General features: G+C 28.9%; 26 protein-coding genes. 14 read left to right on the top strand and 12 right to left on the bottom strand.

Features of this window, described 5'->3' with window-relative positions; genetic code table 11:
- Positions 1-21: 21 nt before the first annotated feature.
- The 8 genes from trxB to KQ44_RS14660 form a co-directional block, all read right to left on the bottom strand.
- Positions 22-954 (bottom strand): thioredoxin-disulfide reductase, encoded by a 933-nt coding sequence (trxB, locus tag KQ44_RS01300; protein ID WP_096735910.1) that lies wholly within the window; start codon positions 952-954, stop codon positions 22-24.
- 83 nt (positions 955-1,037) lie between these two features.
- Positions 1,038-2,516: an ATP-binding protein gene (locus KQ44_RS01295; protein ID WP_096735971.1), complete on the bottom strand. Its 1,479-nt coding sequence runs from the start codon at positions 2,514-2,516 to the stop codon at positions 1,038-1,040.
- A gap of 594 nt (positions 2,517-3,110) precedes the next feature.
- Positions 3,111-4,634, bottom strand: coding sequence for a YifB family Mg chelatase-like AAA ATPase (locus KQ44_RS01290; RefSeq protein WP_096735909.1), 1,524 nt, complete (start codon positions 4,632-4,634; stop codon positions 3,111-3,113).
- A 496-nt stretch (positions 4,635-5,130) separates the two neighbouring features.
- The gene (locus KQ44_RS01285; RefSeq protein WP_020004631.1) at positions 5,131-5,958 is read right to left on the bottom strand and encodes a sulfide/dihydroorotate dehydrogenase-like FAD/NAD-binding protein; all 828 of its coding nucleotides are present in this window, start codon (positions 5,956-5,958) and stop codon (positions 5,131-5,133) included.
- Between the two features lie 37 nt (positions 5,959-5,995).
- A complete protein-coding gene (rplS, locus tag KQ44_RS01280; protein ID WP_096735908.1) occupies positions 5,996-6,427 on the bottom strand; it encodes a 50S ribosomal protein L19 in 432 nt (143 codons plus the stop codon).
- A gap of 189 nt (positions 6,428-6,616) precedes the next feature.
- Positions 6,617-7,651, bottom strand: a complete 1,035-nt coding sequence (locus KQ44_RS01275; protein WP_096735907.1) for a LacI family DNA-binding transcriptional regulator — start codon at positions 7,649-7,651, stop codon at positions 6,617-6,619.
- A gap of 117 nt (positions 7,652-7,768) precedes the next feature.
- Entirely contained in the window at positions 7,769-8,044 is a 276-nt protein-coding gene (locus KQ44_RS14665) for a LemA family protein (RefSeq protein ID WP_240516421.1), read from the bottom strand.
- A 164-nt stretch (positions 8,045-8,208) separates the two neighbouring features.
- Positions 8,209-8,376 carry a hypothetical protein gene (locus KQ44_RS14660; RefSeq protein ID WP_240516411.1) on the bottom strand — a complete coding sequence of 56 codons (168 nt, stop codon included), beginning with the start codon at positions 8,374-8,376 and terminating at the stop codon, positions 8,209-8,211.
- 235 nt (positions 8,377-8,611) lie between these two features.
- Between KQ44_RS14660 and KQ44_RS01265 the strand changes: the two genes are divergently transcribed.
- From KQ44_RS01265 to KQ44_RS01250, 4 genes are all read left to right on the top strand, one after another.
- On the top strand, positions 8,612-9,355 hold the full coding sequence (locus KQ44_RS01265; RefSeq protein WP_096735906.1) for a basic amino acid ABC transporter substrate-binding protein: 744 nt from the start codon (positions 8,612-8,614) through the stop codon (positions 9,353-9,355).
- Between the two features lie 121 nt (positions 9,356-9,476).
- Positions 9,477-10,190: an amino acid ABC transporter permease gene (locus KQ44_RS01260; protein WP_096735905.1), complete on the top strand. Its 714-nt coding sequence runs from the start codon at positions 9,477-9,479 to the stop codon at positions 10,188-10,190.
- Positions 10,183-10,911 carry an amino acid ABC transporter ATP-binding protein gene (locus tag KQ44_RS01255; protein ID WP_096735904.1) on the top strand — a complete coding sequence of 243 codons (729 nt, stop codon included), beginning with the start codon at positions 10,183-10,185 and terminating at the stop codon, positions 10,909-10,911. The genes KQ44_RS01260 and KQ44_RS01255 overlap by 8 nt, the downstream gene beginning before the upstream one ends.
- Positions 10,912-11,230: 319 nt before the next feature.
- Positions 11,231-12,547, top strand: coding sequence for an MATE family efflux transporter (locus KQ44_RS01250; protein WP_096735903.1), 1,317 nt, complete (start codon positions 11,231-11,233; stop codon positions 12,545-12,547).
- On the opposite strand, the gene KQ44_RS01245 is transcribed toward KQ44_RS01250, so the two are convergent.
- Entirely contained in the window at positions 12,531-12,971 is a 441-nt protein-coding gene (locus KQ44_RS01245) for an ATP-binding protein (RefSeq protein ID WP_096735902.1), read from the bottom strand. The genes KQ44_RS01250 and KQ44_RS01245 overlap by 17 nt on opposite strands.
- A 207-nt stretch (positions 12,972-13,178) precedes the next feature.
- Here KQ44_RS01245 and KQ44_RS01240 point away from each other — a divergent pair, with 207 nt between their 5' ends.
- From KQ44_RS01240 to KQ44_RS01195, 10 genes are all read left to right on the top strand, one after another.
- The gene (locus KQ44_RS01240; RefSeq protein WP_096735901.1) at positions 13,179-14,297 is read left to right on the top strand and encodes a DegT/DnrJ/EryC1/StrS family aminotransferase; all 1,119 of its coding nucleotides are present in this window, start codon (positions 13,179-13,181) and stop codon (positions 14,295-14,297) included.
- Between the two features lie 214 nt (positions 14,298-14,511).
- Complete coding sequence (gene deoC, locus KQ44_RS01235) at positions 14,512-15,165, top strand: deoxyribose-phosphate aldolase (protein ID WP_096735900.1); 654 nt, start codon at positions 14,512-14,514, stop codon at positions 15,163-15,165.
- 32 nt (positions 15,166-15,197) lie between these two features.
- Entirely contained in the window at positions 15,198-16,013 is an 816-nt protein-coding gene (locus KQ44_RS01230) for a nucleoside phosphorylase (RefSeq protein ID WP_096735899.1), read from the top strand.
- A gap of 2 nt (positions 16,014-16,015) precedes the next feature.
- Positions 16,016-16,804, top strand: a complete 789-nt coding sequence (locus KQ44_RS01225) for a nucleoside phosphorylase (protein WP_096735898.1) — start codon at positions 16,016-16,018, stop codon at positions 16,802-16,804.
- A gap of 54 nt (positions 16,805-16,858) precedes the next feature.
- On the top strand, positions 16,859-17,935 hold the full coding sequence (locus tag KQ44_RS01220) for a BMP family ABC transporter substrate-binding protein (protein WP_096735897.1): 1,077 nt from the start codon (positions 16,859-16,861) through the stop codon (positions 17,933-17,935).
- 61 nt (positions 17,936-17,996) lie between these two features.
- Positions 17,997-19,067, top strand: a complete 1,071-nt coding sequence (locus KQ44_RS01215) for a BMP family ABC transporter substrate-binding protein (protein WP_096735896.1) — start codon at positions 17,997-17,999, stop codon at positions 19,065-19,067.
- Between the two features lie 99 nt (positions 19,068-19,166).
- The gene (locus tag KQ44_RS01210; protein WP_096735895.1) at positions 19,167-20,702 is read left to right on the top strand and encodes an ABC transporter ATP-binding protein; all 1,536 of its coding nucleotides are present in this window, start codon (positions 19,167-19,169) and stop codon (positions 20,700-20,702) included.
- A gap of 34 nt (positions 20,703-20,736) precedes the next feature.
- Entirely contained in the window at positions 20,737-21,597 is an 861-nt protein-coding gene (locus KQ44_RS01205) for an Rpn family recombination-promoting nuclease/putative transposase (RefSeq protein ID WP_205676536.1), read from the top strand.
- A gap of 88 nt (positions 21,598-21,685) precedes the next feature.
- Positions 21,686-22,798, top strand: coding sequence for an ABC transporter permease (locus KQ44_RS01200; protein WP_096735894.1), 1,113 nt, complete (start codon positions 21,686-21,688; stop codon positions 22,796-22,798).
- Between the two features lie 36 nt (positions 22,799-22,834).
- The gene (locus KQ44_RS01195) at positions 22,835-23,788 is read left to right on the top strand and encodes an ABC transporter permease (RefSeq protein WP_096735893.1); all 954 of its coding nucleotides are present in this window, start codon (positions 22,835-22,837) and stop codon (positions 23,786-23,788) included.
- 192 nt (positions 23,789-23,980) lie between these two features.
- On the opposite strand, the gene KQ44_RS01190 is transcribed toward KQ44_RS01195, so the two are convergent.
- The 3 genes from KQ44_RS01190 to KQ44_RS01180 form a co-directional block, all read right to left on the bottom strand.
- Positions 23,981-24,475 (bottom strand): DUF5675 family protein, encoded by a 495-nt coding sequence (locus KQ44_RS01190; RefSeq protein ID WP_096735892.1) that lies wholly within the window; start codon positions 24,473-24,475, stop codon positions 23,981-23,983.
- 168 nt (positions 24,476-24,643) lie between these two features.
- Positions 24,644-25,486, bottom strand: a complete 843-nt coding sequence (gene panC, locus KQ44_RS01185; RefSeq protein ID WP_096735891.1) for a pantoate--beta-alanine ligase — start codon at positions 25,484-25,486, stop codon at positions 24,644-24,646.
- A 4-nt stretch (positions 25,487-25,490) separates the two neighbouring features.
- The gene (locus tag KQ44_RS01180) at positions 25,491-25,952 is read right to left on the bottom strand and encodes a hypothetical protein (protein ID WP_096735890.1); all 462 of its coding nucleotides are present in this window, start codon (positions 25,950-25,952) and stop codon (positions 25,491-25,493) included.
- Between the last annotated feature and the right edge of the window lie 14 nt (positions 25,953-25,966).

Here is a 25,966-nt window from a genome sequence, read left to right as displayed (position 1 = left end):
ATTTTTTATAATTTATTTTTATTATGCTTTGTTTATATAATTTGTGGCACTTACAGCAGCAACAGCACCTTCTCCTACAGCATTAGCAACCTGACGTATAGGTTTAAATACAGAATCTCCGCATGCAAATACGCCTTCAATATTAGTTTCCATTGTAGACATATTTGTAACTATATGACCAGTTTCTTTCAATTCTATTCCAGTATCTTTTAAGAAATGAGTTGCAGGTTCTTGTCCTACAAATACAAATACCCCGTCTACGGCTTGTTCATGAATATTTCCGTCTAGTACATTTTTTATTTTTATGCTTGTAACTTTACTGTCTCCGCAAATTTCATCTATAACAGAATCAAGTACATATTCTACCTTTCCAGTATCTGTTAAATGTTTTACGTTTATAGGTTCAGCTCTAAACTCTTTTCTTCTATGAACTAAATATATTTTATTAACAAATCTTGTAAGGAAATAAGCCTCATCAAAAGCACTGTTTCCTCCTCCTACTACAGCAACAGTTTTATTTCTGTAGAAAGCCCCATCACATGTAGCACAGTATGAAACACCTTTTGCTGAAAAAGTATCCTCTCCTTTAGTTCCTAATTTTTTGGCAAAGCCTCCCATAGCAAGTATTATAGTTTTTGTTTCATAAGTTTTTCCGTCAGCTGTGATAACCTTTTTTACCTTTTCTTTTATATTTTCTATCTTTATAACTTCATCATAAACTATTTCATTTTTTGAAAACTTCTCGGCATGCTGCTGCATTTTGGCAACAAGTTCAAAAGAGCTTATCTCTTCTGGAAAGCCTAGGTAATTTTCAACTGTATCAGTACTCATCATCTGACCGCCAGCTCCTTTTTTCTCTATCAGAAGAGAGTTTGTTAAAGCTCTGCCCAAATACAGCATAGCAGAAAGCCCAGCAGGACCTCCGCCTATTATAATACTATCATATACAGACATATATAAACACTCCTTTATTATTAATAATAATTATTATATGGTATTAATTATAAATAGTCAAGTTAGATATATAAAACATTTAATTATTTAAAATGCTTTTTAACATAAGCTATTATTTCGCTGGCATTAGCTATTTCTCTTGAAGAGTTTCCTACACGTATATAGAATTTCTCTTCTTTTGCCCCTTGTTTATTTGTAATTTTAGTATATACAGGCTCTTTTCCCTTACTAATATAAACTATACATATATCTTTTTCATCTTCGGTAACAAAATCGATTCTTATTCCCTCAGCAGAGAAAGCATTTCCATAATAGGTTTCAATGAGTGTTCTTAAATGAAGCTCAAAAAAATCTCTGTTGGCATGTTTTAATGTGCTATAATCATGCTCAAGACCTAATATTTCGCCGTCATTCGATATACCTATAAATAATCTTCCGCCCTCTGTATTACTGAATGCGGCGATTGATTTCATGATTACTTCTTCTAATGCTTTATTGATTTTTTCTGTATTGCTGTCGTATCTTAATGTAGATTTGAACTCTACATTAGTGTTTTCGCCTTCTTCAATGATTTTCTTTATATTCATGTGATTTCTTTTAAGGTCTTCTATAATTCTAATATAATGTATTGCTAATATGACAACAAGTATTACACTAACAGCAATAAATACTATTAAGAATAGTATAATAGGAACCTGTATTTTATTTATAAGTGCTTTTTCTGGTATGATGATGCCTATTTCTATATTATTGTCCGCTACAGAGAATGAACCCTTATATCCCCAATATACATTATCTTTATAATATACTTTTATCATGTCTTCATTAGTACCGTTAAATTCTTTAGTCATAATATCGGCTATAGCATTATAATCAAGTGCTGTTATATTATTGTTTGTATTGCTGTTTGTACTATTGTATGATACTGGAAAAGTAATTTTGCTGTTTCCAGTAACTAAATAAGCGTAAATATTTTCTATATTTTTAAGCTCAACATCATTAAAATTAACATTAAACTGAGATATATATTCAAATGCTATATTTTCATTTGCTATGTATATTAAATGTATATAAGGTTTTCCGTCTTTTACATAGAAAGAATCTATACTTAATTGTTCAAAAGGTACAGAAGCATACTGATTGCTTTCATTGCTATTGGTTACAATATGCCCTACAACCTTGTATCCGTTTCCTTCTTTGGTAATAGACATATAATTATTTCCGACTTTCATGGCAGCTTTTTCTATAAATGTATGCTTTGGAAAGAAATTTGTTATAAGTATTTTATATGCTTCAGGTGCTTGATTTACTATATCAAATATGGGCGTCATCTGCATAGAGAAGTAGTATGTAGGGTAAAATATTTTGGAATATTCTTCTACTATAGAAGTTTTTACGTCCTGAAATAGAGATTTAAAAATAAATTTAATAGGTATAGGGCTTCTCATCTGTATATACACCAAAAAAGCTATAAATAAGAACAATACTAATATAATCACATCTCTTAATATTCTATTTCTTAACTCAGATTTAGAGAAGAATCTGCCAGATACAATCTTCATACCATATCCATATAAAAGTCCTATATACATGTTATGATAACATATATTTAATATATATCAACCTCAATATATTAAAAATGGTTAAAATTACATATATACGGTATATTATTAAAGTATTATTTAAAAAAATATATTTTTTGTAAAAAGTATATAAAAATATTTAAATATTAGATGTGTTGTAATCTTTTGTTTTTATACAGCTAATATAAAAATATACACTACTATTTTTTCTTTATAGTTATTTTTATATATTAGACTTGTTTAAAAATTAAACCAATAGATAATTATACTGTTTTAATTTTTAGTGTTTTTTATTTTATAAGAGTTGATTTGTCCTTACAAAGTACACAGTCCGCCGTTCTGAGTACTTCTTAAAGCCCACTTCTTTTTCGGTCATATAAGTACCGTCAGGTATAGGTTGCACAAATAAGTGGGTACTGTCCGCAGACATGAAAGACTGGATATTTATATACTAAAATAATAATTTGTACAACATATAAAACATTATTTATATAATTGATAAATTATTAAATTTTTATATATAATCTTGTCAAGTAGTTTTGAAACAAGTATATTTTATACTTTTAATAATAATCAATTCAAATTAAATCTGTACTGAAGTGCCTCTGTAACATGATCAACTCCTATAATCTCTTTTTCTTCCAAATCGGCTATAGTCCTTGATACTTTTAATATTTTATTATAGCTTCTTGCACTCATTGAAAATCTTTCCATAGCTAGATTAAGTAAATTTCTTGCTTTATCGTCTAATATGCAGAACTTTTCAGTGTCTTTTATACCCATAGAAGAGTTTGAAAATATTTTAAGTGAGTTTTCTTTAAATCGTTTTTCCTGTATTTTTCTTGCTTTTGTAACTATTTTTCGCATAGATTTAGAGCTTTCTCCATCAGCTTTTGAAGTCATTTTATTATAATCAACAGCACGCACCTCTATTGATATATCTATCCTGTCTAGTATAGGTCCTGAAAGTTTTGCAATGTATTTTTTTCTAGCTATGTCAGAGCATCTGCAAGTATGTTTTTCATCTCCGTAATAACCGCAGGGACATGGATTCATAGCTGCAATCAATGTAAAGTTAGCAGGAAAAGAAATACTGCCATTTGCTCTGCTTATAGTTATAGTTTTCTCTTCCATAGGCTCTCTTAAAGTTTGTAATGCTGAACTTTGAAACTCTACAAACTCATCAAGAAATAAAACACCATTATGTGCTAATGTAATTTCTCCAGCCTTTATATTTCTTCCCCCTCCTACAAGGCTTACATAAGATGAAGTATGATGTGGTATTCTAAATGGGCGTTTTTTTACTATAGGCATATTTTTTGACAATAGCCCGTAAGAAGAATATATTTTTGTTATCTCTAATGCTTCTTCAAAAGTGAGAGGCGGAAGTATTGTAGGTATTCTTTTTGCTATTAAAGTTTTTCCGCATCCTGGAGCTCCTATCATTATAAAATTATGCCCGCCAGCAGCTGCAATCATTGCGGCTCTTTTGGCATATTCCTGACCTTTAACATCTGAAAAATCTATTTTATCATCATCAGAAATATCAAAATTAAATCTTCCTTCTGAAACTATATAAGCCTTTTTTCCTTCTGCAGCATCTATTGCCTCTTTAAGTGTTTTTACTGGATAAAGATTAAGCCCTTCTATTATATTAGCTTCTTCCATATTGTTAAATGGTATAATAGCATTTTTTATCCCTAGTTCTTTGGCATTTAGTAGCATTGAAAATATTCCTTTTACTTCTCTCACACTTCCATCTAAAGCAAGCTCTCCAAGTATAATAGTATCTTCCATAGAATCTGAAAAAAATACCTGAGCACTTGATGATAGTATTCCCAAAGCAAATGCCAAATCATACATACTCCCAGTCTTTTTTATATCGGCAGGTGCTAAATTGATAGTTATTCTTTTTGGCGGAAAAAATCTGTCACTGTTATTTATTGCTGCTATTACTCTTTCTTTAGCCTCATTAACTGCTTGGTCTGGAAGTCCTACAACATCAAATTTAGGCAATCCTTCTGATATATTAACTTCTATTACAATAGGTATTCCTTCTATTCCGTAAAGAGCTTCTGAATATATTTTTGTATGCATATAAAAACTCCGTTATTTAATCATTATTATTTATATGCTTATAGTTAAACAAAGTTTTTTATCATTTTAAGCCTAGAATTTACATAAAATTGTAAAAAATTAATATTTTTTATTAGACTTGTTTTATTAATATTTATAAGTTTTTAATTTATTATTTTTAAATTATAGTTGTGGTTCGTTCTGCGTAGTAGCGAAAGATTATATTTTATATTGGAATGATTTTATTTTGTCAATTGGTGCATATTATATAGAATTATCAGCTTTTTTGCCGCATACACCTATACTTAATAGTATTTCCTTCGTTTGCAGTTGTGGCACGCAGAGTGTGGTGTATAGACGTCATAAAAGAACTGTATTATGACTGTGAAACCTTGCAAATATTTAAAATTAAAAAATTAATTTTTGACAAATTATAGTTGTTTAGGTATATACCGCATAAATAAAAAAGTTATAGCCCAATTTGGACTATAACTTTTAAATACAAATTTAATAAAAATTAATTAGCCAATTTTAAATTACATTCATGCTCTTCTTTTTTGTACATAGCCTGTCTTTTCATAAGAAGATCAAAATCAATCAAATGTCCGTCAAATTCAGGACCTTCAACACATGCAAATTTAGTTTGATCGCCAACTTTTACTCTGCAGCATCCACACATACCAGTACCATCTATCATAATAGGGTTCAAACTAACAACTGTAGGAAGATTATATTTTTTAGTAAGTATAGTTACAAATTTCATCATAATAGCAGGTCCGATAGCTATAACTTCAGATATTTTATCTCCTCTGTCATAGATTCTTTCTATCATATTTGTAACAACCCCTTTTTCTCCATAGCTTCCATTGTCAGTACAAATAAGTACTTCATCAGATATTTTTCTCATCATATCTTCCATAATGATAAGTGATTTATCTCTAGCACCTAATATAGAGATAACTTTATTTCCAGCTTTATGATGAGCTTCCATTATAGGATGTAAAGGTGCAATACCAACACCGCCTCCTACACCTAAAACTATACCGTCTTTTTTCTCGATATGAGTAGGCTGACCTAAAGGTCCTATAACGTCTAATATTTCATCACCTACTTTAAGCTGCATAAGTTTAGAAGTAGAATATCCTATACTTTGAGTTACTATAGTAATAGTTCCAGCTTCTGTATCAGCATCAGCTATAGTAAGCGGTATTCTTTCGCCTTTTTCATCTAATCTGAAAATGATGAAGTTACCTGCTTTACGATGCTTAGCTATATCAGGAGCTACAACTTTCATCATAAATACTTTTTCTGACCATTGTTCTTTGGCAACTATTTTATAACCCATAAAAATTCTCCTTAAAAAATAACAAAATTAAAAAACATTATTCTGCTTTTGAAGAATCGCTTTCTTCAGCTTTATTTTCTTCTGCAGTATTTTTAATCAAATCTGAATGTTTAGGAATTTTCACGCCTAATCTTTCTACTAAGCGTGCTTTTTTACCAACTTTCTTTCTTAAATAGTAGAGTTTAGCTCTTCTTACTTTAGCTTTACGTATAATATCAACATGATCTATTCTAGGAGAATTAAGAAGGAATATTCTCTCAACACCTACACCATAAGAGATTTTTCTTACTATAAAACTTTTATTAATTCCTTTACCGCGTATAGAAATAACAGTACCCTCATAGGCTTGTAATCTTTCTCTGTCGCCTTCTATAATTTTAACCCATACTTTTACTGTATCACCTATTTCAAAAGGCAAAATAGCTTCTTTTTTATATTTTGCTTCTACTAATCTTATCTTTTGCTCCATTTTATATCTCCTAATAAATTTATTAATATTATTTAATTTCTAATTTTGAAAAAGTAAACAGATATAACATCATATAATATATCTTAAATATATTATCACAATATGTTAATTTTATCAAGTGAAATTATCAAATAAATTTTTTATGCAAGCAGTAAGTGTAATGTATGAATATATAGTTGTCTAATAAAATTAAATACTTAAGTTCTCAAAAAATATCACTTTAGAATCAGATACTTTCCAATTATTAGTTATATGATTTTTATATATCATTTCAAACATCATTTTACCCGCATCATATCCTTCCATAAATACTTCTTCCATAATAGTAAATGATATTATACCAGATTTTATTAATGATTTTATACTTCCTGCCATACCATGTGTAACTATTTTTTTACCATTTAATATATTTTTGTCTATTATATCGTATATTTCCTGAGCGTATCTATTTATATAAATACCTTTAATATCATATTTAACACACATTTCTTTGATTGTGTAAATACTGTCTTCTATATTACCGCATAATATGGGACCTAATATACTTATATTTGTATGTTTTATTCTCTCTAAAAAACCTTCTAAATACATTCCAGAAGATATTTTATCATCACCATTATCTATTATAAGAAGTCCTTCATCATCTCTAAGCATATTAGAAACTATACCAGCTGCCATAGCACCTTGTTTTATATGATTAGGACCAACATGGGCAATCTTTTCAGAAAGTCTTGTTCCTATAGATATTATTTTTATCTTATTAAAATAAGGCTCTAAAATATCATAAATAACATCTCTATTTAATGGTGTTATTATAAGTCCGTCTATATCATCTTCTTTTAATATTTTTTTAAGTAGTTCTATTTGTTTATCTGGGGAATGTATTTCTGTAGCTGTTATTTTTAGATTATAATTGTATATTGAATACTCTTTCGATACAGTATTTAATCCGCGTATAATTTCGCTGGTATAAAACTCATTGAAAGAATATGCTACTAAACAATGAACAATCTTTTCTTTTTGATTTGCTAAAGAACTTCCTATATAATTTTTTTCATAATTGAGCTTTGAGGCTAATTCAAGTATTTTTGATTTTGTTTCTTCTTTAATAAACTCACTGCCGTTTATAGCCCTTGCAACAGTAGTTCTGCTTATTCCAAGTCTTTTTGCTATTTCTTTCTGAGTTACTCTTTTTAGATTTTTTAAATCTTCTATATTATTCATAAAGTTTGTATGTTTCCATATATTTGCTCTGCATCATGTTTATATTATAGTAAAACTTACATTTTTTGCAAATACAATAACATACAATAAATATTATTTTTTATATTTTATTAATAATTATTGAAACATATGTGCGGTTTGTGCTATAATATTAGTACCCGTTTCAAATCTTAAAAAAGGAAATTTTCCCATTATTCCAGCCACTATACTTGAAGGAGGAGTTGTAGTTAATTTGTTATATTCAGCAACATAATTGTTATAAAGTGAAATAGATTTTTTCTCATCTTCTATTATAGGACGCATTTCGCTTAATGCTGTTATATAATTCTGATTGGTTCTAAGAACTGGATAGTTTCTTGCTGTATAATTAATTTTATCAATATTTTCTGTTATTCTAGCCTGAAGATACTGATATTCCTGAAATGTTAATGGTTTTTCTATAAGTGTAGCATCGGCTTCTATAGTTTTTACCCTCTGTATATAATTACTTAATGAATGAAGCGTATATATATCTATTCTTGGTATAACAGATACTGCATTATAATAATTTTGAGATGCTATATTTTTTTATAATATATATCTATAATAGTGTTTAAAGATTCTCTTGATAATTTTTCCTCTGTTAATATAGAAGTTTTAATAGATGTTGTAGATACTATTAAAAATATACTTACTGCTATTATGTTTACTACTATAAATATTATTGCTACAGCAGAACCCCGCATTAATACTCCTGTTTTTTATAAATTGTTAGAATTATATATTATATAGTTTTTTTATACAAATTTATTTATTTTCTTTATATTTTAAACAGTTAATAATATATTTTGTTATATGATTAGTATTTTTATTTTTACCTTGACTTTTTTATATTATTATATAAAATTATTTGAAATAAAAAATTTTTACATATAGTATTTTTTAATTAATTCACACTATAATAATTTAGGAGAGCCCGCCATGTTTAAAAATAATCTTTTTAGAATAATTATAGCCATATCTATTATTTTAACCGTATTTATAGGCTGTCAGAAAAAAGAGGATAAAAATAAACTCTATGTAGGAACAAATGCTGAATTTGAACCTTTCGAATATAGAGAAGGTGATAATATTGTTGGTTTTGATATAGATTTGATAAATGAAATTGCAAAATTAATAGGAGCTGAAATTGAAGTTGTAGACATGCAGTTTGACGGACTTCTTCCAGCTTTAGAAGCTAAAAAAATAGACCTTATAGTAGCAGGTATGACTGCAACAGAAGAAAGAAAACAGTTTGTTAATTTCTCTGAACCTTATTATAATTCTAAACAGTCTATAGTCGTACTTTCAAATAATACTGATATATCATCTTTTGATAATTTTGCAGGCAAAAAAGTTGGGGTTGTATTAGGATATACTGGAGATATTTTGGTTAGTGAAATGACTAATGTAGAAGTTCAAAAATTCAATGCTACTTCTGAAACTATATTAGCATTAAAATCACAAAAAGTTGATGCTGTGGTTTTAGACTATGAACCTGCTAAAAATTATGTTGCTCAAAATAAAGAATTAAAATTAATAGAAACTGATTCTGCTACTGAAGAGTATTCTATAGCCATGAGAAAAGATGATACCGAACTTCTCACTAAAGTAAATGATGCTCTAAAAACTATTAATGAAAACGGAACTTATGAAACTTTACTCAATAAATATTTTGCAAATTAATTATAATTAAAATATATATATGTCTTCTCTTTATTTTTTAATTAATTTTGATAATATAAATTAAAATATTTATATATAAAAAACTTAAAGAGAAGATATATTTCTATAAAGGTTTGTTTATATGCTTGAATATTTGGAACTTCTTAAAGTAATATTCATATCCAATGGTAGATACATCTATATTATAAAAGGATTGATATTTTCTGTAGGAACAACTGCCCTTGCTACTATTATAGGTATTATACTAGGTATTTTTATAGCTTTGCTTCAGCTTTCAGAATTTTATCCATTCAAAAACTCGAAAAAATTTAGTAATTTTAATCCTCTTTCAAAAATAGCATTTTTATATGTCAATATTTTAAGAGGAACTCCAGTTGTTGTACAGCTTATGATATGGGCTAATGTGGTATTTGTTGATAGTTTAAGAGACACACCTATACTTATTATAGCAGCCATTGCTTTCGGTATTAACTCTGGAGCTTATGTTGCTGAAATTATAAGGGCTGGTATACAGAGTTTGGATAAAGGACAGATGGAAGCAGCCAGAGCTTTGGGTATGAATTACTCTCTTTCTATGAAGGAAATTATAATACCGCAGGCAATAAAAAAGATACTTCCTCCGCTTGTAAGTGAGTTTATAGCACTTCTTAAAGAAACTTCTGTTGTAGGGTTTATAGGAGGAGTTGACCTTCTTAGATCTGCTAATATCATTACAAGCCAAACCTACAGAGGAGTTGAACCTTTAATTGCTGTAGGGATAATATATTTTATACTAACTTCAATATTTGCTATGTTTATGAGAAAAGTTGAGGAGGGTTTGAGAGAAAGTGATTAAGATAAGAAATTTACATAAAAAATTCGGTAAACTGGAAGTTCTTAAAGGTATAGATGTTGATGTAAAAAAAGGTGAAATCATTGCTATAATAGGACCTTCTGGAAGCGGTAAATCAACATTCTTAAGATGCATTAATCGTCTTGAAGAGCCTTCGGAAGGAGACATTATCATAAACGGCAAAAATATTATGGACAAAGATACTGATATTAACCTTATGCGTCAGGAACTTGGAATGGTATTTCAGCATTTTAATTTGTTTCCTCATAAAACAGTTATGAAAAATATTACTTTAGCTCCTATGAAAGTAAAAAAGATTTCAAAAGAGAATGCAGAAAAAAAATCTATTGAATTGTTAGAAAAAGTAGGACTAGTAGATAAAAAAGATGTATACCCTAATAAACTTTCAGGCGGTCAAAAACAGAGAATAGCCATAGCAAGGGCATTGGCAATGGAACCAGACATTATGCTTTTTGATGAACCTACTTCAGCATTGGACCCTGAAATGATTAAAGAAGTTTTGGACGTTATGGTTGAGCTTGCAAGAGAAGGTATGACTATGCTTATAGTTACTCATGAAATGGGATTTGCAAAAAATGTTGCTACTAGAATACTTTTTATGAATGACGGAAAAATACTTGAAGATGAAGAGCCTAATGAGTTGTTCTCTAATCCTAAGCATGAAAGAGTTAAAGACTTCTTGTATAAAGTATTACATAAATAATTGTAATTACTATAAAAATATTTTAAAATAACAATATTTTGATGTCTAATATGTAATTTATACGATTTTATAGTTAATCTTGTCAAGTATTTAAAAAACAACTCTATTATTAATCATAATTCTTGACTTATAATTTTTTTTATTTATAATTATAAAAAATAGCTTGTAATTTTGATTCTTATTTATTGCTATAAATATTAAAATAATTTGTCACAAGATAAATTTTTTAAAACGTTTGTTTCATGCTGTATATTTTGAGAGCATGAAAGCAAACGTTTTTTTATTATTGAATACTTATGCATTTTACGGAGTATTACTTATGAATATATTTAATTTATTTATAAAATATGTATCTTTAAATATACTTGGAATGATATGGCTTTCATGTTATATACTTGCGGATACTTTTTTTGTAGCTAGGGGAATCGGTGCCGATGGGCTTACTGCTTTAAATATAGCTATACCTATTTTTAACTTTATAAACGGATTGGGTTTGATGATTGGTATGGGTTCTGCTACAAAGTATGCTATATTAAAAACTCAAAGTAAAGATAATGAAGCAAATACTGTTTTTACCAATGCTTTGATATATGTATTTGCAGCTTATTTATTTTTTATTATTATAGCTTTATTTTTTACAAAAGATATTGCATATATTCTTGGGGCTAGAGATGAAATACTTGCCATGACAGACATATATATAAAAGTGATATTTATATTTTCAGCTATGTTTATGCTTAATAATGTTTTATTAGGCTTTGTAAGAAATGACAATCACCCAAAACTTGCAATGCTTGCTATGGTGATGGGGAGTTTATTTAATATTATTTTTGATTATATATTTATATTTCCTCTAAAAATGGGTATATTCGGGGCTGTTCTTGCCACAGGTTTTTCTCCTATTGTAAGTATTATTATATTATCAAGTATATTTTTTAAAAAGCAAAATACTTTTTTTATAGTAAAACCTAATATAAACTTAAAAAATATTTTTGAAATATCTTTATTAGGTATTTCTTTTTTAATTACAGAAGTGTCATCAGGTTTTGTTATGATAGCCTTTAATATAGTAATACTTAATATAGCTGGAAATGTTGGGGTAGCAGCATATGGAATAATAGCTAATATAGCATTGGTGATTATAGCAATATTTACGGGTATAGGTCAGGGTATACAGCCTATAATAAGCATTAATTACGGCAATATCAATAATATAAACAAAATATATAAATACGCTTTGATTTTATCATCTTTAGTTTCTATTATAGTGTATATTTTTACTTTCATATTTGCAGACAGTATAACTTCTATTTTTAACAAAGATAACAATGTAACTCTTCAGAATATATCAGTTAATGGACTTCGTATGTATTTTACAGCTTTTATATTTGCAGGATATAATATTATAACTTGTGTATATTTCAGTGCTATGGATAATGCCAAGCCTTCATTTATAATATCAATTTTAAGAGGATTTATATTTATAATGCCATTAATATTTATTTTATCATATATTTTTGATATGACTGGGGTATGGCTTTCTTTTCCTATGTCAGAGATTTTAAGCAGTTTATTTTCTTTACTCTATTTTATAAAAAATAATAAAAAAGATTTGCCTCTTAATTTCTATACTTAATCATTACTATTTTTCTTCCATTATCTTCAAAGTAAAAATCATCTGTATATAGAGAAATTAAGAATATACCTCTTCCGCTGTCTTTATAAATATTTTCCTGTGATTCTGTAAGGTTTATCATAGCCGTAAAATAATCAAATCCTTCACCCTCATCTTCTATTATAATTTCTATTTTTTCATTATCTATATTGATATTGAAATATACATTTTTATTATAATTGTTTTTGTTTCCATGTATTATGGCATTGGTAAGTGCTTCTTCAAATGCTATTTGCAGAGCATCACATTGTTCTATACCGTTTGAATGGAGCATATCCAAAAAGTCTTTAGAAATTTTTGGTATTAATAATTTATCACTGGGTATTTTTTTCATAAATAATATTTTTTCTGTTCGCTTGGGACAATCCTTAACATACATATTCATAATCAATTTCCGCTTGTTCTTATTAAATTATCAGTACATTATAGTATAGTAAAATAAAACGTGTATTTCAAGAATTATTACTCTGTATTTTTAAAATATTACTATTAATAATATTTTTTTTAATAAATCTATTGACAATAATTATAATTTGAATACAATTTATATAAATTTTAATTTCAATTTATTTATATAAATAAAGGATTTTTTATGAAATATATGAATCTTTACAGGGGATATGAAAAAAGAAAAGAAGCAATCGATAAAAAAATATTTTCTATTATAGAGAGAAGTCAGTTTGTATTTGGTGAAGAATTAGAAACATTAGAAAAAGAATTGGCAAATTATACAGGGGCAAAATATGCGGTAGGTGTTTCATCTGGACATGTTGGTTTGGTTCTTGCACTTTTGGCATTAGGCTTTAATGCTGGTGAGGATCATTCTAATAAAGAGGTTATAGTACCAGCTATGACATTTTTTTCTACTGCTGAAGCTCCTTCATTTTTAGGTATGAAAGTGAGAGTATGCGATATTGATGAATATTTCAATATGGACGTAAAAAAACTTGAAAGTTTAATAAACAAAAATACAGCAGCTATTATACCTGTAAATTTATTCGGTCAATGTGCTAATTTTGATGTTATACTTGATATCGCTAGAAAAAACAATATTTTTGTAATAGAAGATGCCTGCCAATCATTTGGGGCAAGCTACAAAAATATAAAATCATGCTCTGGAAAATTGGGAGATATTGCTGTTACATCATTTTTTCCAGCAAAACCTTTGGGCTGTTTCGGAGACGGTGGAATGGTATTTACAGATAATGAAGAGTTCTATAAAAATCTCAAACAATTACGTCATCATGGTGATGAAGGCGGTATGAATCATGTAAAATTGGGTACTACTGGAAGACTAGATAATATGCAGGCTGGTATTTTGCTTGAGAAGTTTAAAGGTTTTGAAGAGGATATGGCATATAGAAGAAATGCCGCTAAATATTATAATGAACAGTTAAAAGGCATTGTGAAAGTACCAGAAATAGCAGAATATACTCAAAGTGTTCATGCACAATATGTTATACAGGTAGAAAATAATAGAGATGAAATAAGGGCAAAATTAGCTGAATTAGGAGTTCCTACAGCACTTTATTATCCTCATCCTATACATTTAGCTCCTATTTTAGTAAAAAAATTGGGCTACAAAGAAGGAGATATGCCAGTATCTGAGTATGCTTCAAAACATAATATAGCTTTGCCTATAGATAATGATATTCTTAAAGAAGAGCAGGATATTGTTATAGAAGCAATAAAAAAAGTTGTAAAAGGATAATGTTTACATAAAATACAAAATGAAAGTGTTTGATGCTTTCATTTTGTATTTTATCATAACCAAAAATCAATAAATTATTTCTATATTTTACATGATTTAAACAAATTAATTTATTATACTATAAGTGTATAAGATATATAAATTCGTCTTTTATACATAATAAATTTGACAAATAGAGTGATATTTTATATGATATGAAACAGAGGTGAAAAAAATGAACAGTATAAGTAAATTAATCGATCATACCATTCTTAAACCAGAGGCAACACTAGATGATATAAGGAAGTTATGTATAGAAGCAAAAGAATATGGATTTTATTCTGTATGCGTTAACTCCGCTTATGTAAATGTTGCTTATAATTTTCTTCTGCATTCTGATGTAAAAGTTTGTTCAGTTGTAGGTTTCCCATTGGGAGCTATGATGAAAGAGGCTAAGGCTTATGAGGCTAAATTTGCTATTGACAGTGGTGCAGATGAAATAGATATGGTTATAAATATCGGTTTTCTAAAAAGCAGAAAAATAGACCTTTTTGAACGTGATATAAAAAAGGTGCGTGATGCTTGTTCTGCAAGCGTATTAAAAGTTATTATAGAAACTTGTCTTTTAACAGATGAAGAGAAGGTTTTGGCATGCAAAATAGCTAAAGAATGCGGGGCTGATTTTGTAAAGACTTCTACAGGATTTTCTTCAGCAGGAGCTACTGAGCATGATGTAAAACTTATGCGTGAGGCTGTAGGAAATGAAATGGGTGTAAAGGCGTCAGGCGGAATAAAAACATATGAAGATGCTATAAAAATGATAAATGCTGGAGCAAACAGACTTGGTACAAGCAGCGGTATTGCTATAGTAAATGCAGAAAAAAAATAAAATATTTCTCTAATAAAAATGGAGTATAAATTATGGAATCAGCAAAAGAAATAAAGGCTTTTTATGATGAAGAGGCCAATAAACAGGGACTTCTTCAGTATCATATAAAATTAAAAAAAGGTGATGCTGCTAAATATGTACTTCTTCCAGGCGACCCTAAAAGAGTAGGCTATATTGCTAAGTTTTTAGATGATGCAGTTCTTAAAGCTGATAACAGAGAATACGTTACTGTAACAGGCAAATATAAAGGTATAGGCGTTTCTGTAACTTCTACAGGGATTGGAGGACCTTCTGCGTCAATAGCTATGGAAGAGCTTATAAATATAGGTGCGGATACTTTTATAAGAGTAGGTACAGCTGGAGGACTTAGTCTTAAGGTAAAGCCTAATGATTTAGCTATAGCTCAGGCTGCAATCAAAGATGAAGGCACTACAAGAGAATATATACCTTTTGAATATCCTGCTATTGCTGATACTGATGTTATGTTTGCTTTAAGAGACGCTGCTAAAAAAATAAATGCTAATTATCATATAGGTGTTGTTCATAGTAAGGATTGCTTTTACGGAGAATTGGAGCCTGAGAATTCTTTTTTCAGAGAGAAATTTGAAAATAATCTTAAATACTATACATTATGCGGGGCAATAGCTTCAGAGATGGAATGTGCTGCCCTTTTTGCATGTGCTTCTTTAAGAAAAGTGCGTGCAGGAGGAATAATGCATATAGTAGAAAATACCATGATAGAGAGAATGGGTACTCATCTTGAATATAGCGATAATATAGAAAATATGATATTAACTGCATTAGAAGCTATAGTTTTATTAGATGAGAAAGATAAAAGAGGTAATTAAATATGTTTCCTAAAGCCTATTATGAAGAAAATGAAAATCTAGTTCATCATTTAAAATTAAAAAAGGGGGATGTAGGCAGATATATTATAATGCCTGGAGACCCTAAAAGATGTGCCAAAATAGCTAAAAGATTTGATAATGCAAAATTAATAGCTGATTATAGAGAATATGCCACTTATACAGGATATATAAACGGAGTTAAAGTTTCTGCAGTGTCTCATGGTATAGGAGGACCTTCTACTGCAATAGCATTAGAGGAGCTTATAAAGATTGGAGCTGATACTTTTTTACGTGTAGGTACTTGCGGCGGTATGAATATTGGAGTTTTACCTGGGGATGTCGTAATAGTTAATGGTGCTGTTAAAGGCGGCGGAACTATGGATAATTATATACCTAAAGAGTTTCCTTGTGTGCCTAATATTGATGTGCTTGAAGCTATGATTGAAGGTTCTAAAAAAATAAAAACAAAAAGTCATGTAGGTGTTGTACAATGTAAAGATGCTTTTTATGCTCAGCATGCTCCAGAGAGTATGGCTGTTGATAAAGAGCTTTTATATAAATGGGATAGTTATATTAAAGCAGGCTGTTTGGCTTCTGAAATGGAATCTGCTACGCTTTTTGCTGTTGGAGCTTCCAAAAATGTACGTACTGGTGCTGCTATGCTTGTTCTTCACAATCAGGAGAGGGTGAAAAATAATATTAATGATTCAAAAGATTATACAGGAGAAGAAGCAATAGATTTGATTATAGAATCTATTAAAATTTTAATAGAAAAAGATAAGAAAAGATAAGAAATAGAACAAAAGATAAGAAATAAAAAACAAATAATAGTTTAGGATAGGATTATGTATAAAAAAATATTATTATTAGCAGTATCTTTGTTTTTATTTTCATGCGGCAAAGAAGAAAAAAATAATACCACAAATAGTTTTGAAATAGCTGTTTTAATAGATTTGGGCAGTGTTGATGATAAATCGTTTAATCAAGGCTCTTGGGAGGGGGTAAAGGATTATGCTCAGACTTATAGTATAACTCATAAATATTATAAAGTTCCAGATAAAGATATAGATTCATATTTAAATACTATAGAGCTTGCTGTAAAAGGAGGTGCTAAATTAATAGTAACTCCGGGGTATCAGTTTGAACCTGCTATATATAAAGCTCAGGATATTTATACAAATGTAAACTTTATATTAATAGATGGAGAGCCTCAGGACGGTACTTATACTGATTATAGAACAGAAGATAATACAATAGCTATACTTTATGCTGAAGAAGAGGCTGGTTTTTTAGCAGGATATGCTATAGTTAAAGAAGGATATACCAATTTAGGTGTTATAGGAGGAGTTGCTCACCCTGCAGTTGTAAGATTTGGCTATGGTTTTCTACAGGGTGCTGATTATGCTGCAAATGAATTAGAACTTAAAAAAGGTGATATTAATATAAAATATACTTATGTAGGTAATTATGATACTACTCCTGAAAATCAGACTCTTGCGGCTTCTTGGTATCAAAGCGGTACACAGGTAATATTTGCCCCTGCAGGAGGAGCTGCTTATTCTGTTATGAGTGCAGCTGAAAATAATAATGGCTTGGTAATAGGAGTTGATGTAGATCAGAGTTTTGAATCGCCTACTGTTATAACTTCAGCTATGAAAATGATAAGAGAGTCAGTTTATAATGCTGTTGCTTCATACTATAATAAAACATTTGACGGCGGAAAGACTGTAATATTAGATGCAAGAGTTAATGGAATAGGACTTCCTATGACAACTTCAAAGTTTAATGTATTTACTAAGGATAATTATGATTATATATATAAACTTCTTGTAAATAAAAATATTAAAGTATTAAAAGATACAGATGCAAAAAGTGTTAAGGATTTACCTTTAAATATAGTAAACGTAGATTATATAAAGTAAATATTAATTTAGGCTTTAATAAAAATTGAGCAATAAATAATAAAAAATAGGAGACAGAAATATGAAAAAGTTTCTCACTTCAATAATTATAGTTACAGCTTTTATAGTAACTGTTTCATGCGGAGGCGGAAAAAAATCTGGAGGATATGAACTAGCATTGATAACAGATGTTGGTACTATAGATGACAGATCCTTTAACCAAGGTGCTTGGGAAGGTTTGACACAGTATGCTCAGGAAAAAGGAATATCTCATAAATATTATCAGCCTACTCAAAAAACAACTGACGCATATGTTGATGCTATAGATTTGGCAGTAGCAGCAGGTGCAAAACTAGTTGTAACACCCGGATTTTTATTTGAACCTGCAGTATACAGAGCTCAGGATACTCACCCTAATGTTGCTTTTGTACTTTTAGATGGTACTCCTCAGGACGGAACATATACTGATTTTAGAATAGAAACTAATGTTTATTCTGTGCTTTATGCTGAAGAGCAGGCTGGATTTTTAGCTGGATATGCTATAGTAAAGGAAGGATATACTAATTTGGGAGTTATGGCTGGTATGGCTGTGCCTGCTGTTATAAGATTTGGATACGGATTTGTACAAGGTGCTAATTATGCAGCTAAAGAAATGTCTTCTGGAAGTGTGAAAATTAATTATACATATATAGGAAACTTTAATGCTACTCCTGAAAATCAGACTCTTGCTACTTCTTGGTATCAAAGCGGAGTGCAGGTAATATTTGCACCTGCAGGAGGAGCTGGAAACTCTGTTATGAGTGCTGCTGAACAAAATAATGCTTTGGTTATAGGTGTTGATATAGATCAAAGTGCTGAATCTGATACAGTTATTACTTCTGCTATGAAAATGCTAGGTGAATCTGTGTATAATGCTATAGATGATTTTTATAATGGTAAATTCCCGGGCGGAAAATCTGTTGTACTTGACGCTAAAGTTAATGGTATAGGGCTTCCTATGAAAACTTCAAGATTTAAAAAATTTACACAAGCTGATTATGATGCTATATATCAAAGAATGGTAGTGGGAGAAATAAAAGTTCTTACGGACAAAGATGCTAAAGACATTAATCAATTGCCTTTAGATACAGTAAAAGTTAATTTTATACAATAATTGAGATTAGTTAATTTTAGGAGATACTGACATTTTATATTGTTGGTATCTCTTTTATGATTTTTTTTAATAGTTAATAGTAAGATAGGTATAAAAGATATGGAAAATTCAGAATATGTAGTTGAAATGCTTAATATTACAAAACGTTTTAAGGGAATAGTGGCTAATGATAATATTACTATACAGTTAAAACGAGGTGAAATACATGCTTTGCTTGGAGAAAATGGAGCTGGAAAATCCACTTTAATGAGCGTATTATTTGGACTTTATAAGCAGGAAGAGGGCATTATTAAAGTTAATGGAAAAGAGGTAAATATTTATAATCCTAATACGGCAAATGAATTAGGTATTGGTATGGTACATCAGCATTTCAAATTAGTACATAATTTTACTGCTTTGGAAAATATTATGCTTGGAGTTGAAACCGTGAAGCATGGAATACTTCAGGTTGATGATGCTAGAAAAAAAGTAATGGAATTAAGCAAAACTTATGGGCTTGAAATTTATCCAGACTCTCTTATAAGCGATTTAACTGTAGGTATGCAGCAGAGGGTAGAAATATTAAAAATGCTATACAGAAATAATAATATACTTATTTTTGATGAGCCTACTGCTGTACTTACTCCAAATGAAATTGAAGAGCTTATGAAAATAATGAAGTCATTGGTAAAAGAAGGTAAATCTATACTATTTATTACTCATAAATTAAACGAAATTAAAGAGGTTGCTGATAGATGTTCTGTTCTTCGTAAGGGTAAATATATAGGAACTATTGATGTAAAAAGCACTACTAAAGAAGAGATGTCAGAAATGATGGTAGGACGAAAGGTATCTTTAGTAGTGGAAAAAACTGAAGCTAAGCCTAAAGATATAATACTTTCTGTAAAAAATTTAAATGTTAAATCTCTTAATAATAAAAGCGAAAAAAATCTAGTAAAAAATGTTTCTTTTGATGTACATTCTGGAGAGATAGTATGCATTGCTGGTATTGACGGAAATGGGCAAAGCGAGCTTATATATGCTCTTACTGGTCTTATGGAGATGTCAAGCGGAACTGTTACATTAAATGGTAAAGATATTACTAATTTATCTATAAGAAAAAAAACATTAAGCGGTATAGGGCATATTCCAGAGGACAGGCATAAACATGGACTTGTTCTTGATTATACTCTTGCAGAAAATACTATACTTCAAACATATTTTACAGATAGTTTTCAAAAAAACGGATTTTTAAAGTTTAAAGAAATAAATAATTATGCTGATGAACTAATAAAAAGGTTTGATATAAGAAGTGCGGAAGGCTCTAAAACTATAGCAAGGAGCATGTCTGGAGGAAATCAGCAGAAAATAATTATAGCAAGAGAGATAGACAGAAATCCAGACTTACTTATAGCAGTTCAGCCTACAAGGGGCCTTGATGTTGGTGCTATAGAGTATATACATAAAGAATTAATTTTTCAAAGAGATAATGGAAAGGCTATTTTACTTGTTTCATTAGAGCTTGATGAGGTAATGAATTTAAGCGATAGGATATTAGTTATATATGAGGGCGAGATAGTAGCTAATGTTCTTAATAAGGATTTAACTATTAATGAACTTGGTCTTTATATGGCAGGCTCTAAGAGGAGTGCATAATATTTAATTTTATATTATTTTTGGTTTATTTTTTATGAGAAGCATAAATAGAATGAATGATTATTTCGTACGTTATCTTTTAGGTTCTGTTGGTAATGAAGACATACTTGAAAATATAGTTAATTGTGTACTTAGAGATTCAGGGTTTGAAGAAGTTTATAATTTAGAAATAATCAATCCTCATAATCTGCCTGAAAATATTAATCTTAAAGAGTCTGTTTTAGATGTCAAAGCAATTACTAAAGATAATAAAAAAATTATTATAGAGATACAGCTTTCTGGAAATATAGATTTTGTAAAGAGAATATATTATTATATAGCAAAAAATATAGTAAGCGAACTTAATGAGAATGAATCTTATGATATTATTAGTCAGGTTATAAGCATTAATTTTGTAAATTTTAATATGGATTTTTATGATGAAGGTAAAGCTCATAGATGTTTTAAGTTTATAGATACTCAAAATCATAATGTGTCATTGGATATTATTCAAATGCATATTATAGAAATACCAAGATTTATAAAAATATTATATAATTCAAATACAGATGATATTAAGAAAAATAAAATATTATCTTGGATAGAGTTTTTTACTGTAAAAGATTTGGAAGAAGTAAAAGATAAATTGAAGGAGGTTAATAGTATTATGCCTAAAGTAATAGATAAATATGAGAGATTTATATCAAGTAAAGAAGAGATGGAAGTTTATAATGCCAGAGATGCTTTTTTATACGGACAGACTATAATGCTTAAAAGAGAAAGAGAGGAAGGTATAAAAGAGGGTATAGAAAAGGAAAAATATTCATTGGCTATCAATATGAAAAATAAAAATATGGATATTAATCTTATTAGCGAATTAACAGGCTTGAGTATAGAAGAAGTAAAAAACTTGTGAGTTCCTGACATTCGTTAGAATGCCATAAGCTTATTAACGAACAAGTTTCATAAATATTAATAATGTATTGTTATAAAAGGAGTACTTAATGGATTTCAAAAACAAATTGGCTAGTATTTTGGAGAAAGAAGGATTTATTAATATATTCTCTTCTTTTCTTGCTATTATTATAGGGTTGCTTCTGGGGCTTATAATACTTTTAGTAAGTAATGTTTATGATGCTTTTCCAGCCTTTATGACAATACTTTCGGGTGGTTTTTCTGGAGGAAGCAGAGGAATGGGGCAAGTTATATATACTGCTACACCTTTAATACTCACAGGACTTTCTGTAGGATTTGCTTTTAAAAATGGTCTTTTTAATATAGGAGCTCCTGGTCAATTTATAGTTGGTGCTTATGCTGCGGTACTTGTTGCTATTAAATGTACATTTATTCCTCCTGCTTTACATTGGGTTATTGCTTTGCTTGTTTCTTTTATAGCTGGAGGGCTTTGGGCTTATTTACCCGGTTTTTTGAAAGCTCATTTCAATGTTAATGAAGTTATTTCAAGCATTATGATGAATTATATTGGTATGTATTTGGTTAATTACCTTGTTACACTTACAGTTTATGATATGCTTAAAAATCAGTCTCAGAATATTCCGCCTTCTGCAACAATGCCTACTATGGGACTTAATGTGATATTTAAAGGTTCAAGTGCTAATGGTGGTTTTTTCATTGCTGTGATAGTTGTAATAATAGTATATATAATACTTTCAAAAACTACATTTGGTTTTGAGCTTAAAGCATGCGGATTTAATAAAGATGCCAGTAAATATGCTGGTATTAACGAAAAAAGAAATATAATTCTTTCTATGGTTATAGCTGGTGCTTTGGCAGGATTAGGAGGAGGACTTTTATATCTTTCTGGTGTAGGTAAGCATATAGAGGTTATTGATGTACTTGCTGAAGAAGGATTTATGGGTATACCTATTGCTTTGCTTGGACTTTCTCACCCTATAGGTATATTAATAGCGGGGATTTTTATTGCTCATATTACTGTGGGAGGATTTTATATGCAGATATATAATTTTACCCCAGAGATTATAGAGATGATTATTGCTTCTATTATATATTTTAGTGCTTTTGCTTTGCTTTTTAAATCCATTGTTGGGTTTATATCTAAAAAGCTAAATAAAAAAGAGAAAAATGCTAATGAGTAAATATTTAAAGCTACTTTAGATAAAAGGAGATTTTCAATGGATACAATTTATTTTTTAGTTCAGCAGACAATGTTTTTTTCTATTCCGCTTTTACTTGTAGCTTTGGGGGGGATGTTTTCTGAGAGAAGCGGTGTTGTTAATATTGCTCTTGAAGGAATAATGATAATAGGAGCTTTTGCGGGTATATTTTTTATAAGCAGATTAGGGGCTAATTTTCCTCCTGCTATTACATTATTTCTTGCTATGATTATATCTGCTTTAGCTGGTATAATATTTTCTCTTCTTCATGCATATGCTGCTATTAGTATGAGTGCCGACCAAGTTATAAGCGGTACTGCTTTAAATATATTTGCTCCTGCTTTTGCTATATATGTAACAAGAGCTATTCAAACAGTTCAGCAGATAAGTTTTGTTAATAATTTTAGAATAGAGTCTGTACCTATACTTGGAAGCATTCCTATAATAGGTGGATTATTTTTTAAAAATACATATATAACAACATATATAGGTTTTATAATATTGGCATTATCTTGGTTTTTGCTTTATAAAACTAGATTTGGTCTTAGACTAAGAAGCTGCGGAGAGCATCCTCAGGCAGCAGATTCTGTAGGTATTAATGTTTATAAAATGCGTTATATAGGTGTTGCCATATCAGGAGCTTTGGGTGGTTTAGGAGGATTAGTATTTGTTATACCTACTTCTACAAACTTTAATGCCACTGTAGCAGGATATGGTTTCTTGGCTTTGGCAGTATTAATATTTGGACAATGGAAACCTATGAAGATATTATATGCTGCATTTTTCTTTGGACTTATGAAAACTTTAGCTTCTGCTTATTCTGGAATACCTATACTTGCAAATCTTCCTATATCGAATAATATATATAAAATGATACCTTATATAACAACTATAATAGTGCTTGCATTTACTTCTAAAAATTCACAGGCACCAAAAGCATCAGGAGTTCCTTATGATAAAGGGGCTAGGTAAGAATATTTAATAATGTGTAAAAGATTTAATAAAAAGCTGGGAATCCCAGCTTTTATAATATACTTGTTTTTAAACTACTTATATTCTTTTAATTAAAATATAAGTATGTATTATTTTTTACTAATTAAAAAAATAGCTCACTCTTTATAAAAATACTATAGTATAAATATTTATTTGTTTTTCAGCAAGTTATTATTTTATCTCATTTATAGCAATAACAAAATTTTCTGCTCCATATTTATTTATTATATTATAAAATTCTGTTACTGCCTTGACACTCTGTTCTATTGTTCCATTATCATTATTTACAGCCCCGAGAAGTATACACCCTAAAGTATCTTGAGGATAATTTCCTACATGTATTAATATTCTTCTATTCCTAAAAGAAGGAAGTACATCATCGCATGTGATAAGAAGTGCTTTATTATTATATTCTTTTGGTACAACACCATTAAGCGATGTAACAGTCCATTCTAATTTATAATTTCTAGCAATAATTCTTCTATCTTTTTCTTTTTCATCGGTGGAAGGACCTATATTTTCTAAAGTAAAACAGTTGAAAATATTGTTGCATTTTTCATCTAATATATACAAAATTCCAACGGTAGAACCTTCAGGTTTTTTATCGGACTTAGGTTTAGAAACATTTTGATATTCTTTTTCTCTCTGAATAATAATTTTAAACATAAATAATACACCTCATAATTATTTTGTAGTAATAATCTTTTTTAGTATTCGGAAGTAAAAAAATATAATATAATATTTTTTTGAATTGTCAGTTGGTATTTTGTATTTATTTTCTACTTTTTATTTTACTATAATTATTATAGATGTAAAATATGAAACTATATAATATTATTTCAAAGGCATATTATCTAATAATCTAGTAGATCCGCAGTAGCAGGATATTAATATAATAGAGTTTTTTGCGGCAGTTTCTACGCTAGTTAAAGTATCTTTATCAACAATATCAATATATTCTAATTTTAACATTTTATGAGAACGTAGATTATTTTTTATTATATCCATTAAGTAAGATGATTTTGTACTTGCTTTTTTAAACTCTTCTCTTGCTTCTTTTAATAATTTGTATATTACTGATGCTTCTTCTTTTTCTCTTTCACTTAATAGGCTATTTAAACTGCTTAAAGCGAGCATGTTTTCATTTCTTACTATAGGTATAGTTTTTACTGATATATTATATCCAAAATCTTTTATCATTTTTTTTATTAAAAATATTTTTTGATAATCATGCTCTATAAAATAAGCATGTGTGGGATAGAATATATTAAAAAGTTTGGCTGTTATTGTAACTGCTCCTTTATAATATAGCGGTCTTTTTATTGAAGATATATTATCCATATTTATATATGTGCTATAATTATCAGGTATCATTTCTTCTACTGACGGCAAAAATAGTGCATTAACTTCTAATTCTTCTAAAGTTTGCTTATCTTTATTTATATCTTCTGGATATTTTTCTATATCTTCTACTTTTGTAAACTGAAGCGGATTAATAAATATACTTACTATTACTACATCACATTCTTTTTTCGCTTTTTTTATTAATGAAACATGCCCTTCATGCAAAGCTCCCATAGTCGGTATTAATGCAATTGAAGAAATGGAAGAAGAGTTTTTATTTTCATTGATAAATTTATAAGCACTTTTTATGCTTTTTAATATATTTAAAGGCATAAGTTTAATCCATTTTTTTTACTATTTTATCCTGATTTGTAGCAGGCTCATAAAAATATAATGCCAGTATCGTTTGAATAGGAAACATTATAACCGCTTCAATAAACATACTAAATCGTCTTATAGTAAATATGATATCTTTTTTTAATACAAATACATTTAATATATAAAGTATCTTAGTAACAGCAAATACTAAAAATAGAACTATTATTAAAAAATAAGGCAGTGTATTTGGGGCTGGAAGTATAGTAATATATTTAGGTATTTCATTATTATTGGCATTAACAATAAAAAGATATATTCCAAAAAGATATACAAAAGTAAAAAAAATGTCTAACACAATTGTAACTATTGCTGCATTTTTATATGATATTTCAGGATAAAGTAATGTACCGCATGAACGGCATTGTTTTGCATATTTATCATTTACAGTTTTACAAGATTTGCATTTAATAGTCTTAGCCATAATTTTATTGAGCT

The sequence above is a fragment of the Brachyspira sp. G79 genome, assembly GCF_002379365.1.
Taxonomy (GTDB): domain Bacteria; phylum Spirochaetota; class Brachyspiria; order Brachyspirales; family Brachyspiraceae; genus Brachyspira.
Note: the sequence above shows the minus strand (reverse complement) of the source record. Positions and strands in the feature narration are given on the sequence as shown.

Excerpts from the sequence above, each read along its gene's own strand:
- KQ44_RS01225 (WP_096735898.1), top strand. The coding sequence starts at position 16,016 with ATGTTTCCTAAAGCCTATTATGAAGAAAATGAAAATCTAGTTCATCAT.
- KQ44_RS01245 (WP_096735902.1), bottom strand. The coding sequence starts at position 12,971 with ATGAATATGTATGTTAAGGATTGTCCCAAGCGAACAGAAAAAATATTA.
- KQ44_RS01295 (WP_096735971.1), bottom strand. The coding sequence starts at position 2,516 with ATGAAGATTGTATCTGGCAGATTCTTCTCTAAATCTGAGTTAAGAAAT.
- KQ44_RS01195 (WP_096735893.1), top strand. The coding sequence starts at position 22,835 with ATGGATACAATTTATTTTTTAGTTCAGCAGACAATGTTTTTTTCTATT.
- KQ44_RS01210 (WP_096735895.1), top strand. The coding sequence starts at position 19,167 with ATGGAAAATTCAGAATATGTAGTTGAAATGCTTAATATTACAAAACGT.
- KQ44_RS01265 (WP_096735906.1), top strand. The coding sequence starts at position 8,612 with ATGTTTAAAAATAATCTTTTTAGAATAATTATAGCCATATCTATTATT.
- KQ44_RS01285 (WP_020004631.1), bottom strand. The coding sequence starts at position 5,958 with ATGGGTTATAAAATAGTTGCCAAAGAACAATGGTCAGAAAAAGTATTT.
- KQ44_RS01290 (WP_096735909.1), bottom strand. The coding sequence starts at position 4,634 with ATGCATACAAAAATATATTCAGAAGCTCTTTACGGAATAGAAGGAATA.
- KQ44_RS01250 (WP_096735903.1), top strand. The coding sequence starts at position 11,231 with ATGAATATATTTAATTTATTTATAAAATATGTATCTTTAAATATACTT.
- KQ44_RS01220 (WP_096735897.1), top strand. The coding sequence starts at position 16,859 with ATGTATAAAAAAATATTATTATTAGCAGTATCTTTGTTTTTATTTTCA.
- panC (WP_096735891.1), bottom strand. The coding sequence starts at position 25,486 with ATGCCTTTAAATATATTAAAAAGCATAAAAAGTGCTTATAAATTTATC.
- KQ44_RS01260 (WP_096735905.1), top strand. The coding sequence starts at position 9,477 with ATGCTTGAATATTTGGAACTTCTTAAAGTAATATTCATATCCAATGGT.
- rplS (WP_096735908.1), bottom strand. The coding sequence starts at position 6,427 with ATGGAGCAAAAGATAAGATTAGTAGAAGCAAAATATAAAAAAGAAGCT.
- KQ44_RS01205 (WP_205676536.1), top strand. The coding sequence starts at position 20,737 with ATGAGAAGCATAAATAGAATGAATGATTATTTCGTACGTTATCTTTTA.
- KQ44_RS01200 (WP_096735894.1), top strand. The coding sequence starts at position 21,686 with ATGGATTTCAAAAACAAATTGGCTAGTATTTTGGAGAAAGAAGGATTT.
- trxB (WP_096735910.1), bottom strand. The coding sequence starts at position 954 with ATGTCTGTATATGATAGTATTATAATAGGCGGAGGTCCTGCTGGGCTT.
- deoC (WP_096735900.1), top strand. The coding sequence starts at position 14,512 with ATGAACAGTATAAGTAAATTAATCGATCATACCATTCTTAAACCAGAG.
- KQ44_RS01215 (WP_096735896.1), top strand. The coding sequence starts at position 17,997 with ATGAAAAAGTTTCTCACTTCAATAATTATAGTTACAGCTTTTATAGTA.
- KQ44_RS01230 (WP_096735899.1), top strand. The coding sequence starts at position 15,198 with ATGGAATCAGCAAAAGAAATAAAGGCTTTTTATGATGAAGAGGCCAAT.
- KQ44_RS01180 (WP_096735890.1), bottom strand. The coding sequence starts at position 25,952 with ATGGCTAAGACTATTAAATGCAAATCTTGTAAAACTGTAAATGATAAA.
- KQ44_RS01240 (WP_096735901.1), top strand. The coding sequence starts at position 13,179 with ATGAAATATATGAATCTTTACAGGGGATATGAAAAAAGAAAAGAAGCA.
- KQ44_RS01275 (WP_096735907.1), bottom strand. The coding sequence starts at position 7,651 with ATGAATAATATAGAAGATTTAAAAAATCTAAAAAGAGTAACTCAGAAA.
- KQ44_RS01190 (WP_096735892.1), bottom strand. The coding sequence starts at position 24,475 with ATGTTTAAAATTATTATTCAGAGAGAAAAAGAATATCAAAATGTTTCT.
- KQ44_RS14660 (WP_240516411.1), bottom strand. The coding sequence starts at position 8,376 with ATGCGGGGTTCTGCTGTAGCAATAATATTTATAGTAGTAAACATAATA.